The organism is Paludibacterium purpuratum (assembly GCF_004363805.1).
In the GTDB taxonomy this organism is placed as follows: Bacteria; Pseudomonadota; Gammaproteobacteria; order Burkholderiales; family Chromobacteriaceae; genus Paludibacterium; species Paludibacterium purpuratum.
In genome coordinates this window covers 67179-83990 of sequence record NZ_SNZP01000009.1, presented here as the reverse complement: position 1 = coordinate 83990, position 16812 = coordinate 67179, and the positions used below count along the sequence as shown (strand labels likewise).

The window sequence follows — 16812 nt, the reverse complement described above, 5'->3', positions numbered from 1 at the left end:
TTTTTGCGGTTTTTTGTTATTTTTAGCTGCCAGCTTATGAATGTCATACCGTCAGACTAATAAAAAACGAGATTTTTACCACTGGCCGGAAGGCATGGCGCCGTGGCTTTCCGCCATCAATCGTCGAGTACGCCGAAATTGATCTCGTATTTTTTGATCTTGTAGTGGAGCGTGGTACGGGAAATCGCCAGTGTCTCCGCCGCTTGCGCGACCCGGCCATTGGCCGCATTGAGCGCCTCGATGATCAGCTTGCGTTCGAAGGCTTCGACACGATGCGTGAGGTTGCCGACCGTGCCGGCAGGCACCGTCTGTGGCGGGGGCGATTTTGTCTGGGCGGGCGATTCCGGGAGCTCGTAAATCTCCTCATCATAGGCGATCGTGGTGAGCAGCCCGTCGTGCTCCTGCGTCATCATGCTGCGCACAATCACGTTTTCCAGCATACGGACATTGCCGGGCCACGGTTTGCTCTTCAATATGGACAGCGCGGTCGAGCTGATGCCGTGGATATGCTGACCTACGGTTTTGCCGTGTTTTTCGATAAAGTGCAGCGCCAGTACTTCGATATCGTGCAGCCGGGCGGATAAAGGCGGTAGCGATAGTACGCCGACGCACAAGCGATAAAACAGATCGTTACGCAGCCGCTTTTGCTGGATGAGATAAGCGGGCGTTTCATTCATGGCGGCAATAATGCGCACGTCGGAATGCAGCTCCTGATTTCCACCAAGTTTCCAGAAGCTCTTGTCTTGCAAGAATCGCAGCAACTTGCTTTGCATCGCCAGCGGCATCTCGTTCATCTCGTCGAGAAACAGCGTGCCGCCGTCGGCGAGTTCCAGATACCCCTTGCTATTTTCCGCGCCGGTATAGGCGCCCTTGACGGTGCCGAACAAGGTGCTTTCTATCAGTTGGGCGGGCAGTGCGCCGCAATTCAGGGCGATGAACGGCCGGTCGGCGCGTTTACTCGACTGGTGCAATAACCGCGCAAAGAGCTCCTTGCCGGTGCCTGTTTCGCCGACGATCACCACCGGCGCGTCGTTGAGCGCCATGCGTTTCGTCTTCTTGATCAGCGCGCACATCGCATCGTCGCAGGTGATGATCGGATACGCGTCGTTCTGGCTCCGGCTGTATAGCAGCTGGTTTAGCTCGACCACTTGCTGCTGCAGTTTGCGTACATTGGAGACGTCGCGGCCGATTTCGATCGCGCCGATACGGATACCGTCGTGTCCGAACAGGGGAACCGTCGTGTGTTGGTAATCGACCGGGCGGCCTTTGTAGTTGTAATAGATCTGGTAATTGCCGATGTACTCCGTGCCGTGGTGCAGCGCACCGAGCATCGTGCTCTTTTCTTCCGGCAGCCGGTTGTAAACGTCGAGGAAGTGTTTCCCCAGCGCTTGCGCCCCCCGGTATCCGTCTATTTCCGCACTTTCCTGGTTGTAATAAACGAACTTGCCTGCCTGATCGATGATGGTGATCGGTTGGTGAATCAGATCGAAAAAACGGGCAAATATCTGGAGTGCGAGTTCCAACTCCGGCGACACGGACGACATCGGATTCCCCTCTCCACAGGGCGTGGCCAACATGACGGAAATTCGTCATTTGTTCAAGGTTTTCAACGGAAGCTCAGCGCTTTGACAACGTGAATATAAGAATATCATTGTACATCAAATGCTTATAAATGGCACGGGAATTGCTCTACTTGCATTGGCTGAGCGCGTCGGTCGTTGCGCTGACCGGCGTTGCAATGCTGCTGCCGTTTGCTCCTTAGTTGCCCGGGTAGGCGGCAAGGTCGTGCAGATAGCTCAAGTGGGCAAAAAAGAAGGGAACATACGATGAAAAAGCTAAAAGTTGCGGCGAGCACCTCCGCGCTGGATAGTTTCAGCTCGACGCGGGAAGTCGTGGATCTGTTTGCTACCGACTTCACCGATGTGGGGGCCGTGGTCATGACCGCCTCCGATATCGAAAACGGTGCGCTGGCACTGATCGATTCGACTGGATTCGATATTCCGCTATTCGCCGTGGTAGATAAAAACCAGACGTTGTCAGCCTGGTTTTATCGCAAACTCCGAGGCGTGATCGATTTGCACAATGTGACTGCCGAATTTTTCGGTAAACAGATCGACCATGCCGCTTGCGAATATGAAGCGGGCCTGCTGCCGCCGTTTTTCGCCAACATGGCCGACTACGTCGACAAGGGCAACGTCTCTTTGTCTACCCCGGGGCACAACGGCGGGCAGTTCTTCCGTCAAAGTCCGGCGGGGCGTCGCTTCTACGATTTTTTTGGTGAAACCCTGTTCCGTGCCGACATGGCCAGCTCCGAGGTGAAACTTGGCGACTTGCTGATCCACGAGGGCGCAGCCTGCGAGGCGCAACAACACGCGGCCCGGGTATTCAACGCCGATAAAACCTATTTCGTCCTCAATGGCACTTCGTCGTCGAACAAAGTGGTGCTCAATGCGCTGCTGACCCGGGGCGATCTGGTGCTGTTCGATCGCAACAACCACAAGTCGGTACATCACGGGGCGCTGCTGCAAGCCGGGGCGACGCCCGTCTACCTTGAAACCGCGCGTAACCCGTTCGGCTTTATCGGCGGCATCGATGCCGCCTGTTTCAAAGAGGACTTCCTGCGGGCGGAAATCCGCAAGGTCGCCCCGGAACGCGCCGATGCCGAGCGGCCGTTCCGGTTGGCGATTATCCAGCTAGGAACCTACGACGGTTGCATTTATAACGCCCGTCAGGTGGTCGACAAGATCGGGCACCTGTGCGACTACATCCTGTTCGACTCGGCCTGGGTCGGTTACGAACAGTTCATTCCGATGATGAAGGACTGTTCGCCGTTGCTGCTCGAACTTGGGCCGGACGATCCCGGCATTCTGGTGACGCAGTCGGTGCATAAATTGCTGGCCGGCCTGTCGCAGGCCTCGCAGATTCACAAGAAGGATCGCCACATCAAGGGGCAGGCGCGGTATTGCAACCATAAGCACATGAACAATGCCTTCATGCTGCATGCCTCCACCAGTCCGAGTTATCCGATCTTCGCCTCGCTGGACGTCAATGCGCAGATGCACGAGGGGGCGCACGGCAAAAAAATGTGGCTCGACGCGGTCAAGGTCGGCATCGAGACGCGCAAGCTGATCTTCAGCGCCTGCACGATGATCAAGCCGTTCGTGCCGCCGATGGTCGACGGCAAGCTATGGCAGCACCACGATACCGATCTGATCGCCCAGGATCTGCGCTTCTTCAAATATGTACCGGGCGAGCAATGGCATGCCTATCAGGGGTTCGAAGCCGACCAGTACTTTGTCGACCCGTGCAAATTGTTGCTGACGACGCCCGGTATCGACATCGAAAACGGGCAATACGGCAAATTCGGCATTCCCGCCACGATTCTGTGCAGTTACTTGCGCGAGCATGGCATCACCCCGGAGAAGAGCGACCTTAACTCCATTCTGTTCCTGATTACGCCCGCGTCGAATCTGACCAAGATGCAGCACCTGGTTGCACTACTGACGCGCTTCGAGCAATTGATCGCAGACGATGTGCCGCTCGCCGAAGTGCTGCCATCGATTTACCAGGCGAACGAAGCGCGTTATCGCGGCTACACCATCCGTCGACTTTGTCAGGAAATGCACGACATCTACGTCGGGCACAACATCAAGGACGTCCAGAAAAAGCTATTCCGCAAGGCGACGATGCCCGACATGGCCAAGCTACCGCAGGATGCCCACATCCAGTTCGTGCGCGACAACGTCGAGTTGGTGCCGCTTAGCAAAATCGAGGGCCGCATTGCTGCCGAAGGCGCATTGCCTTACCCGCCGGGGATCATCTGCATTGTGCCGGGCGAAGTATGGGGCAAGGCCGTACTGGATTATTTCAGAACCTGGGAATCGGTGATCGCGCAGTTGCCCGGCTTTGCTCCGGAACTGCAGGGCGTTTATTGCCAACTCGACGAGCGCGGCGAGAAACGGATTTTCGCTTATGTGCTCAAGCAGTGAGCTAGCGCATACAGGCTGGCAGCCTTCCGTCGCAAGCAATGATTACCTTGATTTTGGGAAGACTAAATATGAGTACTAAGAAAATGGGCGTCGTGCAGTTAACCATGCTGACGGCGATCAATATGGTTGGCTCGGGTATTATCCTGCTCCCGGCAAAGCTTGCCGAGATCGGCACGATCTCGATTCTGTCTTGGTTGGTCACGGCGATCGGTGCGTTCGCCTTGGCATACTGTTTTGCTCAATGCGGCATGCTGAGCCGAAGGAGTGGCGGCATGTTCGGCTATGCCGAGTACCCTTTCGGCACCACCGGCAACTTCATCAGCAACTACACATACTGCCTGTCGATCCTGATCGGCAACGTCGCCATCGCCATTACGGCCGTCGGCTATGGCGTCGGTTTCTTCAATCTGACGCTCTCGCCTCTCAATACCTGTCTGGCGACCGTGCTGGTGTTGTGGTTGACGACCGTGGCCAACTTCTGGGGCTCGCGCATGACCGGCCGGATCGGCGGCATCACCATTTGGGGGGTCATCATTCCGGTGTTCGGCCTGTGCATCATCGGCTGGTTCTGGTTCAAGCCGGTGCTGTTCGTTAGCGCGTGGAACCCGCACCACATGCCGACGCTCGGGGCCATCAGCGGATCGATCTCGATTACCTTGTGGGCGTTTTTGGGACTGGAGTCGGCGTGCGCCAATGCCGATGCGGTCGACAATCCGGAACGCAATGTGCCGATCGCGGTATTGGGCGGCACGTTCGGCGCGGCGTTGATCTATATCGGTTCGACCAGTGTGATCGCCGGCATCGTGCCGAATTTGCAATTGGTCAGCTCCACGGCGCCGTTCGGGCTGGTTTTCAGCTACATGTTCAACTCGGTGGTCGGCAAGACCATCATGGCGCTGATGTGCATGTCTTGTATCGGGTCGCTGCTGGGTTGGCAGTTCACCTTTGCCCAGGTCTGCCGCTCCGGCGCCGAGGCCGGTTTCTATCCTAAGATCTTCACGGCGGTCACTCGTGCGGGGGCACCGGTCAAAGGGATGCTGATTCTGGTCTTGCTGCAGTCGGCGCTATCGTTCATGACCATCAGCCCGACGCTGAGCAAACAGTTCGACGTTCTGCTCAACCTCGCGGTACTGACCAATCTCATCCCCTATGTGCTGTCTATGGCGGCACTGGTGATCATGCAGAAACTGGTCAGTGTCAGTGCCGCCCGGCGTCGGGTGACCAATCTGATTACCTTCATTGCCACTACCTACACGTACTACGCCATCTACAACACGGGTGCCGATGCCCTTGTCTGGGGAGGGTTGGCGACCTTCTTCGGCTGGACCTTGTACGGCATCATTTCTCCCCGTTTCGAAGCGGAGCGCAATCGGCGGGAAATAAGCGCCGTCACGGGAGATTAAGCGAATCCCCCAACGGCCAGGCAGGCGCCTGACGGTGGGGGGACGGTGATGAATGATGAATCGGAGAAGCGCCGTTGCCGGTGCCGGCGCTTTTAACAACACCCGCCATGCCGATGGGTGTGCGTGCCGACGAACTGGCCCGGATTCTGCTCGAAGCGGGCGCGGGAGGTTTCCGATTCGAACCAATACCGGCTGCCTTGATGCATCGACGTCAACGCGGTTCGTGTGTCGACCGGGTTGCCGGTCACCGGATCTTTGACGGACGAGTCCCCGCCAGCCTGCCCATGGTGGCCGTGGCGGTGTCCGCCCATCCCGCATCCCATGCCGCCGCGGCGCAGCGACATGAGGACGAAGGCGGCCAGCAAAATCCAAATACCGTATTGTGAAAGCCATTGCATGATGAATCTCCCTTTGCGCGCGGCCCGCTCGTTCATGCAGGCCGTGCGCGCATGCGGTTATTGCGAAGCGTTAGCCGGATGATGCTGACGGTGTGCGGCGTTGCCGCTCGCCCCCGGCATCGGCGTATCCATCATGCCGGCGCTCCCGCCCTTCATCATGGAGCCCGACCCCATCATGCCGGCGCCGGATCCCATCTGCGTACGACATTGCGTCGACATCGTGCTCATCAGTTGATTGGCCAGTTTTTGGCGCTCTGCCGGGGTCTTGGCGTTGACGATCTGCTGCATCCGCGTGCGCATCGTCTGCTGCATTTTTGCGTGCATCGGTTGCATCATGGCGGGCATCGCGGCTTGCGGTGCCGAGCTGTTTTGTCCTCCGGCCCAAACGGCAGCCGACAGGGTGGCCAGGCCGGCAAGTACGACTAATTTTGCGGTTTTCATGTTCAAACTCCTTACGGTCGAATACCTGCGGGGGATTGGGCCGCGGTCAATCTCAACGTTTGTGGTCAAGGTGCAGATACGCGACCAGACGGGCGGTTTCGTTGCTGTCCATCGCGATTTGACGTCCGTCCTTGCTTTGCATGAGGGTGCCGACCGGCATCGACACGACATGTCCGTACTCATTGGTCATGGACATCTTGCCGTCGTTGAAGACATACAGGGTGGCGCCGTTTTGCATGCCCGTCTGAGTGACGGAGAATTCATAGGCAAAAGCCGACGAGGCTGTTCCCAGCATGAGGCCCAGCAGGCAGGCGCGTAGTGCAAATTTTTTCATGGCGTATTCCTTTGAAATTGACGTGAGGTTGTCTGCTCCGGCACCGAAAGCGGCGCCGAATGACTATCAGAATACAGAGGCCGCCCTTACGCGAAGGTGGCCCGATCATGACAAATTTGTCAGCTTTCTTTGGTGTCGGCAGGGAAGAGGAAGCAGAGGGGGAGGGGATGGCGCATCCCCGACGAGACTTAGGCGGGTAGCCAGAATTCGAATGCGGTGACGCCGTCGCCGGAGCGCACCTGGATGTCGCCCTGATGGGCTTGCAGAATCGACTTGGTGATAGCTAATCCCAGTCCGGCGCCGTCTTGAGCCTCGGTTTTTTTCGGCTCGGCTCGATAAAAGCGGTCGAACAGCCGTGCGAGGTGCTCCGGCGCGATGGTCGGCCCGGTGTTGCGGATCGAGAAGTGGCTGGTGCCGTCCGGCGATTGGCTGATGTGGATGGTAATCGTGCCACCCGGGTTGGTGTAGCGCACCGCGTTGGAGACGAGATTGCCGATTGCTCGGCGCAGCATGAGTCGGTCGCCCGACACTTGGGCTTGGCCGTCCAAGTCCACGGTCAACGCCGACTCTTCGATCAACGCGTCGTAGAAGTCGAGCACCTGCCGAGCCTCTTCGTGCAGAGAGACCGGCTCGCGGTTTGGAATCACCATGTTGTTGCTGGCTTTGGCCAGAAACAGCATGTCCGAGATGATGCGCGACATATGCTCGAGTTCTTCGACATTGGCCGCCAGCACATCCTGATAAGACTCCAAGCTTCTCGCCTTGGTCAGCATCACCTGGTTCTGGGTCAACAGGCTGTTCACCGGCGTGCGCAGTTCGTGCGCGATGTCCGCCGAGAAGTCCGACAGGCGCTGAAAGGCGTTTTCCAGCCGCGCCAGCATCACGTTCAGGGCGTCCACCACGCCCGCCAGTTCTTTGGGAATATCGCTATCCGGTAGGCGGTAGTTCAAATTGCCGACGTTGATACGCGCCGTTTTGCGACGGATGTCGCGCAAAGGCGCGAGCCCCCGGTGGGTCACCCACCAGCCCAACATGCCACTGACCAGGGCGGCAATACCGATCACCACCCAGAGCGCCAGCCTGAACGAGGCCATGAAATGCTGGTGTGCCGACAGATTGACGGCCAGGATCACGGTCTGTGCGCCCTGTGGCGTCTGGACGGTGAATAGCCGGGTATGCCAAGCATGGCCGTGCGCATCGGAAAGTTTGCTCAAGGGTTCTGGATTTTGCCGCATGGTCTGGACGGTCTGTCCAGGCAGGCTCCACCCTTGGGACGCGTAAATCCGGCGTGCTTGGGCGTCGAAAACCGCCAATGCGATATCGTTCTGACCCATGACAATCTCGTTGAGTCGCGCGGCCCAGGATGGAGAGTGCGGCTGAGTCGTTTCCGAATGGAAGACAAAGCTCACGGCACGGCCGACCCCGTCCAAACGCGCGCTATCCAAGGACTCGAAGTGTCGTTCGACCAGCGGCGACAGGGTGAGTCCGATGATGAACAGCACCGATGAAGAGACCAATGCAAACAGCAAGGTGAGCGTGAGGGTGATCGATGGTCGGCGGCTGGCGATCATTGTGGAACCTCGATGACATAGCCCATGCCCCGCACGGTGCGAATCAATTTGGGCTCGAAGCGGTCGTCGATTTTGGCGCGCAACCGGCGCACGGCGACTTCGATGACGTTGGTGTCGCTGTCGAAGTTCATATCCCAGATTTGCGAGGCGATCAGGCTGCGCGGCAGGATCTCGCCTTGTCTGCGCATCAAGAGTTCCAGCAGCAGGAATTCCTTGGCGGTCAGATCGATGCGCTCTCCGCCCCGGGTCACGCGCCGACGCATCAGGTCCAGCTCCAGATCGGCGATGGTCAAGGTGTCCGGATCCTTCGACTTGCTGCCTCGACGCAGCAGCGAGCGAATGCGCGCCAGCAGTTCCGCAAAAGCGAATGGTTTGACGAGGTAGTCGTCGGCGCCCAGTTCCAGCCCCTTGACGCGCTCTTCCACGGCATCGCGGGCGGTCAGAAACAAAACCGGCAGATCCTTGCCGGCGCTACGCACCAGTTTGAGGATCTGCCAACCATCCATGCCCGGCAAAGTGACGTCGAACACGGCGAGGTCATAGGTTTCGGATAGGGCGAGATGCAGGCCATCCAGGCCGTCGCGCGCCAGATCTACCACGAAGCCCGCCTCGGAGAGGCCTTGGCGAAGATAGTCCCCAGTGCGGGCTTCGTCTTCCACAACCAGAATTTTCATGCGCTTGTTCCCTTTGAGCTCTGCCGGTGACATTGTGCCGCAAGTTCTGGATGCCCGGCTTACATTACAAGAATGTAATCTTCGCGTCAGTTTCTCGTTGGCCGCACCTTGCCACACTGTTCCTCGATTTGCCGCGATGCAGGCAACCCACCAATCGAGGAACGATCATGAATTTTCCGAGCAGGCGATCGCTGATCGCCTATGGTATCGCCCTATTGACGCTCCAGGCACAGGCCGGACCACTGATGCTCGACGCGATGGTCGGGCAGGCCTTATCCGGTGCGCCGCAATTGACCGCATTGAAGAAATCCAGCCAGGCCCAGGAGCAGGATGCGTTAGCAGCCCGCGAGTGGCCCGATCCGAAAATCAAGCTGGGAGAAGAGAAACTTCCCGTCTCAAACTTTCGCGCGACCGATCAGACCATGGATGTGATCGGTGTCGAACAGATGATTCCCGGCGGGAAAAAATTGACGCTGGCGAGCCAAGCCAATTTGCTGAGCGCGTCGCGACTACGCGCCGATGAGGCCTTGTCCCGCCTGACGATTCGTCGAGATGCCGCGTTTGCCTGGCTTGACGCCGTCTATGCGCGCGCACAGGTCCGCTTGCTTAAACAGCAGCTCGACCAGGCCGGCAAGGGCGTCGACGCACAACGGCGCGCCCTGATCGGCGCGCAGGGCGGCGTGGCTTCGGTGCTGGATGCCGAACGGCTACGGCTGTTGTTGAACGATAAGTTGCAGCAGGCCCTGGCGGATCAGCATAAGGCCGATGCGCAAGTCGCGCGTTGGGCTGGGCAAGTAGAACTGCCCGACACGCTGCCGGAGATTTCCTCCCCCCCGACGCTGGCCATGCTTGAGGCCTGGCTGGAACGGCATCCTGCGATCCTGATTCGGGAGCAAGAGACGGCGCTAGCCCAGAACGCAGTCGACCAGGCTCGCGAAAATAAGAAGCCGGATTGGGATTTTGAGTTGTCCTATGGCCGGGCCCGAACCCCTGGGATGCCCAATACGCTGACTGCCATGGTGACATTCAGCTTGCCGATTCGTCCGGGCGCACGCCAGGACAGGCAAGCCGCCGCCCGGCAACTGGATCTGGATGCCACCGGCGCGACCCGTGAAGCCGATTTGCGCTCTCTAAGGGCCGATCTGGAGGCCGCCTACACCGACTGGCTTTCGCTGAATCGCCGTCTGGCTGAATTGGATGCCGGCCTGTCGTCGCGCGCAGACGCGCTGGTCGCCAGCAATGTCGCCGGCTATGCCAATGGTGCCTTGCCGTTTTCCCAATTGATTACCTCCCGACAAAACCGGCTCGACGATGCCATGACCGTGTTGGCATTGCGTTATCAGCGTGTGCGTGCGCGCATCGCGCTGGATTATTTCGTGCCGTCCGCAGCGTCATTTCAGGAGCAGTAAATGAAAATGAATAAGAAGCAGATCGCCGCAGCGGCAGCGGTGTTAACGGTGGTTGCCGGTATTTCGGCCTGGAAGTTGTATCCGGCCTATGCCTCGCCCGCACCGGAGAGTGGCCGCAAGGTGTTGTATTGGTATGACCCGATGGATCCCGCCACGCACTTCGATCAGGGCGGGACTTCGCCCATGGGGATGAAGCTGCTGCCCAAGTACGACGACGCATCCGCCCCCAAGGCCAACAGCGCGCGCAAAGTGATGTATTGGACCGATCCGATGCAGCCGGGCTCGCGTTACGACAAGCCGGGCAAATCGCCGCTGATGGATATGGCGCTGGTTCCTGTCTATGCGCCTGATACTTCGGCGCTACCTGGGGCGGTGACGGTGCCGGCGGATACGCTCAAGCACAGCGCCATCCGCTATGTCGAGGCGAAAACCGGCGTATTGAGCGACGCGCTGACGGTGGTGGGCACCGTCAAGGTCGACGAACGGCGAGTGAGTTCGGCGATCAGCCGGGTCGGCGGTTGGGTGAGCGCGTTGCCCGGCCACGCCACATTCGATAGCGTGTCGGCCGGTGCCACCGTGGCGACGGTGACGTCGCCCGATGCCCGGCAGATGGCCGCGGAGTACGACATCGCCAAGAGCGATCCGCAATTGCGGGCCGCGGTACAGCAAAAATTGTCGACTTGGGGCGTCTCCCGCTCCGGCGGGGTCGCCGTGACGGCGCCGCAGAGCGGCTTCATTTCCGAGGTGCTGGTGCACCCCGGCGCCAAGGTGGATCCCGGCCAGCCCATCATGACCATCGTCAATCTCGACCGTGTTTGGGTCGTCGGCGAGCTGCTGGAAAACGATGCCAATCGCGTCAAGCCGGGCGATGCGGTGTCGATGACCTTGCCTTCGTTACCTGGGCAGACCTTGCAGGGCAAGGTGGAGTCGGTCCTGCCGCAGCTCAGCGCCGATAGCCGAACCTTGCCGGTGCGGGTGAGCGTCGCCAATCCGCGCCATCTGCTGCGGCCGGGGATGCTGGCAAGCCTAAGTCTAGGCGCCAACGCGGTGCCGCATCTGTTGATTCCCAGCGAGGCCGTGATTCGCTCCGGTCGGCGCACGCTGGTGGTGCTGGCCGGCGACGATGGCCAGTTTGCGCCGGTGCCGGTGGTGACCGGGCGCGAGGCCGGCGGCCAAGTCGAGATTCTCAGCGGGCTGAAGGCTGGCCAACGTATTGTCGCGTCCGGCCAATTCCTGCTCGATTCGGAAAGCAATCTACAGCATGGTCTGGAGACGTTGCAGAGTTCCGCGCCGACGGGAGCCCGACCATGATCGCCAAGCTGATTCACTGGTCGGTGCGCAACCGCTTCATGGTGTTGCTGATGTCCGCCGTGCTGCTGGGATGGGGCGTTTGGGCGGTCAAGACCATGCCGCTGGATGCGCTGCCCGATTTGTCCGACGTTCAGGTCATTATCAAGACCAGCGCGCCGGGGCGCGCACCGAGGGTGATCGAGGATCAGATCACCTATCCGTTGACCACCACCATGATGTCGGTGCCTGGCGCCAAGGCGGTACGTGGATTCTCGTTCTTCGGCGACTCATACGTGTATGTGTTGTTCGACGATGGCACGGATCTGTATTGGGCTCGTTCCCGGGTGCTGGAATATTTGAATCAAGCCGCCGCCAAGCTGCCGGCCGACGTGAAGCCCGAGATCGGGCCGGACGCCACCGGTGTGGGCTGGATCTATCAATATGCATTGGTCGACCGCAGCGGTCAGCATGACCTGGCGCAATTGCGCTCGATTCAGGACTGGTTCCTGAAATACGAATTGCGCAGTGTCCCCGGCGTGTCCGAAGTGGCGACGGTGGGCGGCATGGTGCGTACCTATCAGGTTGAGCTGCAGCCGGATCGCTTGCGTGCTTATCGCATCGGTCTGGATAGCGTGGCCGATGCGCTGAAAAAAGCCAATAACGAGGCTGGCGGCTCGGTGGTCGAGATGGGCGAAGCCGAGTACATGGTGCGTGCCAGCGGCTATCTGAAGTCGATCGACGATATTCGCAATGTGGTGCTGAAGTCGACCGACAATGCCACCCCGGTGCGCCTGGCCGATGTGGCGACGGTACAGGTCGGGCCATCCATGCGCCGCGGTATCGAAGAGATCAACGGCAACGGCGAGTCGGTGGGCGGCGTCATCATCCTGCGCGCCGGCAATAATGCCGATGGCACGATCAAACTGGTCAAGGCGCGTCTGGATGAATTGAAGAAAAGCCTGCCTCCCGGCGTGGAGCTGGTACCGGTGTACGATCGATCGCGCCTGATCGAGAACTCGGTCGAGAACCTGTCGCACAAGCTGATTGAAGAGTTCGTGACCGTGGCGCTGGTCTGCCTGATTTTCCTGTTCCATTTGCGCTCCAGCCTGGTCTCGATTTTGTCGCTGCCGCTGGGCGTGCTCGCCGCCTTCATCGTGATGCGCTATCAGGGCATCAACGCCAACATCATGTCGCTGGGCGGCATCGCGATTGCGATCGGTGCCATGGTGGACGGTGCCGTGGTGATGACCGAAAACGCGCATAAACACCTAGAAGCATGGAAAGAGCGCCATGGCGGTCATGCCCCCAACCCGGCGACGCATTTGCAGCTGATGTCGAAAGCGGCCGTCGAGGTCGGGCCTGCGCTGTTTTTCAGCCTATTGATCATCACGGTCAGCTTTGTGCCGATCTTCACGCTGCAATCGCAGGAAGGCCGCTTGTTCTCGCCGCTGGCGTTTACCAAGACCTATGCCATGGCCGCCGCCGCGGGCTTGTCGGTCACCCTGGTGCCGGTGCTGATGACCTTCTTCATTCGCGGCCATATCCGCAACGAGCAGGAAAACCCGATCAACCGCGTCTTGACTCGGCTGTACCGACCGGCAATCGAATGGGTGCTGCGTCACCCCATCGGTACCCTCGCGTTGGCCGCCGCCATGCTGGTGTTGACGGCTTGGCCGATACATCGGCTGGGCAGCGAGTTCCTGCCGCCGTTGGATGAGGGCGATTTGCTGTACATGCCGACCGCCCAGCCGGGTCTGTCGGCGGACAAGGCGCGCCAGTTGCTGCAGATCACCGATAGCCTGATCGCCTCGGTGCCGGAGGTCGAACGCGTCACCGGCAAGGCGGGGCGCGCCGAAACGGCGACGGATCCCGCACCGCTGGAAATGTTCGAAACCTCGATTGCGCTCAAACCGCGCGATCAGTGGCGGCCTGGCATGACCACCAGCAAGCTGATTGCGGAGCTCGACGGCAAGGTGCGCGTGGCCGGCTTGTCCAATGTCTGGGTGCAGCCGATCCGTAACCGCATCGACATGCTGGCGACCGGTATCAAGACACCGGTCGGGATCAAGGTTTCCGGGCCGGATCTGGCCATGATCGAACGCCTGGCCAAACAGATCGAACTGGCGATCAAATCGGTGCCGGGTACCTCGTCGGCCAGCGCCGAGCGTCTGGGTAGCGGGCACTATGTGAATATCGACATCGACCGCGCGGCGGCCGCGCGTTACGGCCTGTCGATCGAGGAAATCCAACAGACGGTATCGCAGGGTATTGGCGGCGAACAGGTGGGCGAAACGATCGAGGGCCTGGAGCGTTACCCGATCACATTGCGCTTCCCTCGCGAGTTGCGCGACAACCTGGATGCGATCAAGTCCTTGCCTATCGTGACAGCATCCGGCGCCTCGGTGCCGTTGTCGATGCTGGCTTCGATCCGGGTCGAGGATGGGCCGGCCATGATCCGCAGCGACAACTCTCGTCCGAGCGCCTATGTGTACGTCGATATCCGCGATCGCGACCTCGGTTCCTACGTCAACGATGCCAAGGCCAATGTGGAACAGCGCGTTAAGTTGCCGCCCGGTTATTCGATTACCTGGTCGGGCCAGTTCGAGTATCTGCAGCGCGCGGCCGAGCGTCTGATGATGGTGATTCCGGCAACCCTGGCAATCATTTTCCTGTTGCTCTATCTGACTTTCCGCCGCGTGTGGCAGGCCGCCCTGATCATGGGCTCGCTGCCGTTCGCCCTGGTGGGCGGTCTGTGGCTGATCTACCTGTTGGGCTACAACATGTCGGTGGCGGTGGCGGTCGGCTTTATCGCGCTGGCGGGGATCGCCGCCGAGTTCGGCGTCATCATGCTGATCTACCTCGATCAGGCGCTGGAACGCTATAAGACCCAAGGGCTACTGACCAGCCGCGAGGCGCTCAAAGCGGCCATCGTCGATGGTGCGGCGCTGCGCGTGCGGCCCAAGACCATGACGGTGGTGATGTTGGTGGCGGGCCTGTTGCCCGTGATGCTGGGCAGTGGCGCGGGCAACGACCTGATGCAGCGCATCGCCGCGCCGCTGGTCGGCGGCATGATCACCGCGCCGTTGTTATCGATGTTCGTGATGCCGGCCCTCTATCTGTTATGGCATGGCCGGCATTTTTCCTCCCCACGGGCCACGGAAGTGGCCGAGCAAGAAAGGCAAGACTCATGAAATTGAATAAGCTGTTTCCCTTGGTTCTGATCGGGCTGGTTTCCGGCGCCGCGTTTGCCGCGCAAACCGCACCGGTATCGATTCAGACGCTGGCGCAAGATGCAACCAAGATCGCGCATACTCAAGATGCGCAGCAGCGCGAAAAACTGCTGCAGGCGTATATGGCCGATATGAAGATCTACCAGGCCCAGTACCAGAAAATGATGTCGGGCATGAATATGGGCGGACAATAGTCGACCTCGGCTCGTGCCGACGACCGTTGTCTCAGCCAGGGATGCGCACCTTGCGGTGCCTCCCTGGCGCTGCTACATCGAACAAGAATAGGGATACGAAGGGATGCTGTTATGGATAGACGTTCGTTTTTAGGTGGCATGTTGCTGTCGGGACTCGGCGGCTTCAGCCTGAAGACCTTGGCTGAAACTCTGCCCCAGGCCATGCCGGGGCCGGTGGGCTCCGCCGCACTGCTGGATCCCGCCTTGCTCTCCGCAGGCGCCGATCTTGCCGCGATGCCTAAGCTCATCAATGAAAGCCGGCAAGCCGGCTTGTTCAAGGCAACGCTGATTGCCGCACCGGCCAGGGTGCCGCTGCTGTCTACCGGCCCAACCGAGTTCTGGGCCTACAACGGCAGTTTGCCCGGTCCGTTGATCGAGGTGACGGAAGGCGACAACGTCGAAATCACCCTGGTCAACCAATTGACGCAACCGACCACCATCCACTGGCATGGTTTGCCCGTGCCGCCAGGGCAGGATGGCAATCCGCACGATGCCGTCGCTCCCGGCCAGTCGCACACCTACCGCTTCACATTGCCCGTGGGGTGTGCTGGCAGCTATTGGTACCACCCGCACCCCCATCTCTTGGCCGCCGAGCAGGTTTACCGCGGGATGGCCGGCGGTTTCATCGTGCGAGCCAGACAGGATCCCCTGGCGCAGATACCTGAGCGTTCGCTGATTTTGTCCGATTTGAAGTTGGATGCGAGGGGACAAATCGCCCCCAACGATAGCGACGACTGGATGAACGGGCGGGAGGGGCAGTTTGTGCTGACCAACGGCCAGAACCGACCCGTCCTCCGTTTCTCGCCGCAGGGGCGGGAGCGCTGGCGAGTGTGGAATGCCAACAGCGCACGCTATCTACGCCTGCAGCTTCCCGGGTCGACGCTCACCCTGGTCGGCACCGATGGCGGTTTGCTGGAAAAACCGCAAGCCGGTCTAGAGGAGTATCTGTTGGCTCCTGGGCAACGCGCGGAATTCATTGTCGACGCCGGCCAGCGGCGGGATCTGGCGAAGCTGGTCAGCGCGGTGTACGACCGCGGCAAGATGGGCGATGTGGCGCCGGAGCATCCCATCGCGATTCTTTCCGTGGATTTCTCCGCCGTCAGTGCCTCGGCGCTGCCGCCTTTGCCGGATAAGCTCGTCGTCATCCCGGATTTGGGGAAACCGGTCGCACACAAACGTGTGGTCTTCTCCGAAAGCATGTCCATGCGCAACGGCCAGCACGAAATGAAGTTCCTGGTGAATGGCAGGCAATACGATATGAACCGGATCGATCTGAAGAGCCGCGCGGGCGATGTGGAAGTGTGGGAAATCGCCAACCAGGCCGACATGGATCATCCCTTCCACCTGCATGGAACCCAGTTCCAGGTGCTGTCGCGAGAGCTGGATGGCGAGGCGATCGCGGTGCCCTACAAGGCCTGGCACGATACCGTCAACCTGAAATCCGGTGAAACCGTCCGCATCAAAACCGTGCAGCATTGGCCGGGAATCCGCATGTTCCATTGCCATATCCTGGAACATGAAGCAGCCGGGATGATGGGACAGCTTAAAGTGATTTGACGTGGGATTAAGACGGACATGGCGCTCGGCCATGTCCGTCTTTGAATTGCCATCTAGGACTTATCGGTGTTCGCCGATGCCTTCTCGTCATGCTGGCGCGGCATCAGGTACATCATCACGAACATCATCAACGGACAGATCAGTACCGATAACAGCGGCAGCGCTGCCAGCGAGGCACCGCGCGCGTTGCCGAACGTCAGTAATCCGGCGATGACCGCCAGCAGTCCGATCATGATGACCATTGGCCAGCGGCTTTTACTATTCGAGCAGCAAGATTTCATGG

General features: G+C 59.7%; 14 protein-coding genes. 7 read left to right on the top strand and 7 right to left on the bottom strand.

Annotated elements, in window-relative coordinates; all coding sequences use genetic code 11:
- Positions 1-116 precede the first annotated feature (116 nt).
- Complete coding sequence (locus tag DFP86_RS11990; RefSeq protein ID WP_133681520.1) at positions 117-1544, bottom strand: sigma-54 interaction domain-containing protein; 1428 nt, start codon at positions 1542-1544, stop codon at positions 117-119.
- 282 nt (positions 1545-1826) lie between these two features.
- Here DFP86_RS11990 and DFP86_RS11985 point away from each other — a divergent pair, with 282 nt between their 5' ends.
- Positions 1827-3989, top strand: coding sequence for an ornithine decarboxylase (locus DFP86_RS11985; protein WP_133681518.1), 2163 nt, complete (start codon positions 1827-1829; stop codon positions 3987-3989).
- Between the two features lie 68 nt (positions 3990-4057).
- Complete coding sequence (gene potE / locus DFP86_RS11980; protein ID WP_166642249.1) at positions 4058-5392, top strand: putrescine-ornithine antiporter; 1335 nt, start codon at positions 4058-4060, stop codon at positions 5390-5392.
- Positions 5393-5484: 92 nt separating this feature from the next.
- Here potE and DFP86_RS11975 read toward each other — a convergent pair whose 3' ends face one another.
- The 5 genes from DFP86_RS11975 to DFP86_RS11955 form a co-directional block, all read right to left on the bottom strand.
- The gene (locus DFP86_RS11975) at positions 5485-5790 is read right to left on the bottom strand and encodes a YHS domain-containing protein (RefSeq protein ID WP_133681516.1); all 306 of its coding nucleotides are present in this window, start codon (positions 5788-5790) and stop codon (positions 5485-5487) included.
- Positions 5791-5847: 57 nt separating this feature from the next.
- Complete coding sequence (locus DFP86_RS11970) at positions 5848-6231, bottom strand: hypothetical protein (protein WP_133681514.1); 384 nt, start codon at positions 6229-6231, stop codon at positions 5848-5850.
- A 52-nt stretch (positions 6232-6283) separates the two neighbouring features.
- Complete coding sequence (locus DFP86_RS11965; protein ID WP_133681512.1) at positions 6284-6565, bottom strand: CopK family periplasmic copper-binding protein; 282 nt, start codon at positions 6563-6565, stop codon at positions 6284-6286.
- Positions 6566-6753: 188 nt separating this feature from the next.
- Entirely contained in the window at positions 6754-8136 is a 1383-nt protein-coding gene (locus DFP86_RS11960; protein WP_133681510.1) for a heavy metal sensor histidine kinase, read from the bottom strand.
- On the bottom strand, positions 8133-8810 hold the full coding sequence (locus DFP86_RS11955; protein ID WP_133681508.1) for a heavy metal response regulator transcription factor: 678 nt from the start codon (positions 8808-8810) through the stop codon (positions 8133-8135). Before DFP86_RS11955 ends, DFP86_RS11960 begins: the two co-directional genes overlap by 4 nt.
- A 167-nt stretch (positions 8811-8977) precedes the next feature.
- On the opposite strand from DFP86_RS11955, the gene DFP86_RS11950 reads away from it, so the two are divergent.
- From DFP86_RS11950 to DFP86_RS11930, 5 genes are all read left to right on the top strand, one after another.
- Positions 8978-10219 carry a TolC family protein gene (locus tag DFP86_RS11950; protein WP_166642248.1) on the top strand — a complete coding sequence of 414 codons (1242 nt, stop codon included), beginning with the start codon at positions 8978-8980 and terminating at the stop codon, positions 10217-10219.
- Positions 10220-11530 (top strand): efflux RND transporter periplasmic adaptor subunit, encoded by a 1311-nt coding sequence (locus tag DFP86_RS11945; protein WP_133681504.1) that lies wholly within the window; start codon positions 10220-10222, stop codon positions 11528-11530. It begins immediately after the preceding gene.
- Positions 11527-14700, top strand: a complete 3174-nt coding sequence (locus DFP86_RS11940) for an efflux RND transporter permease subunit (protein WP_133681502.1) — start codon at positions 11527-11529, stop codon at positions 14698-14700. Before DFP86_RS11945 ends, DFP86_RS11940 begins: the two co-directional genes overlap by 4 nt.
- Entirely contained in the window at positions 14697-14933 is a 237-nt protein-coding gene (locus tag DFP86_RS11935; protein WP_133681500.1) for a hypothetical protein, read from the top strand. Before DFP86_RS11940 ends, DFP86_RS11935 begins: the two co-directional genes overlap by 4 nt.
- 111 nt (positions 14934-15044) lie before the next feature.
- Positions 15045-16529: a multicopper oxidase family protein gene (locus tag DFP86_RS11930; RefSeq protein ID WP_133681498.1), complete on the top strand. Its 1485-nt coding sequence runs from the start codon at positions 15045-15047 to the stop codon at positions 16527-16529.
- Positions 16530-16582: 53 nt separating this feature from the next.
- On the opposite strand, the gene DFP86_RS11925 is transcribed toward DFP86_RS11930, so the two are convergent.
- Positions 16583-16810, bottom strand: coding sequence for a DUF2933 domain-containing protein (locus DFP86_RS11925; protein ID WP_133681496.1), 228 nt, complete (start codon positions 16808-16810; stop codon positions 16583-16585).
- Between the last annotated feature and the right edge of the window lie 2 nt (positions 16811-16812).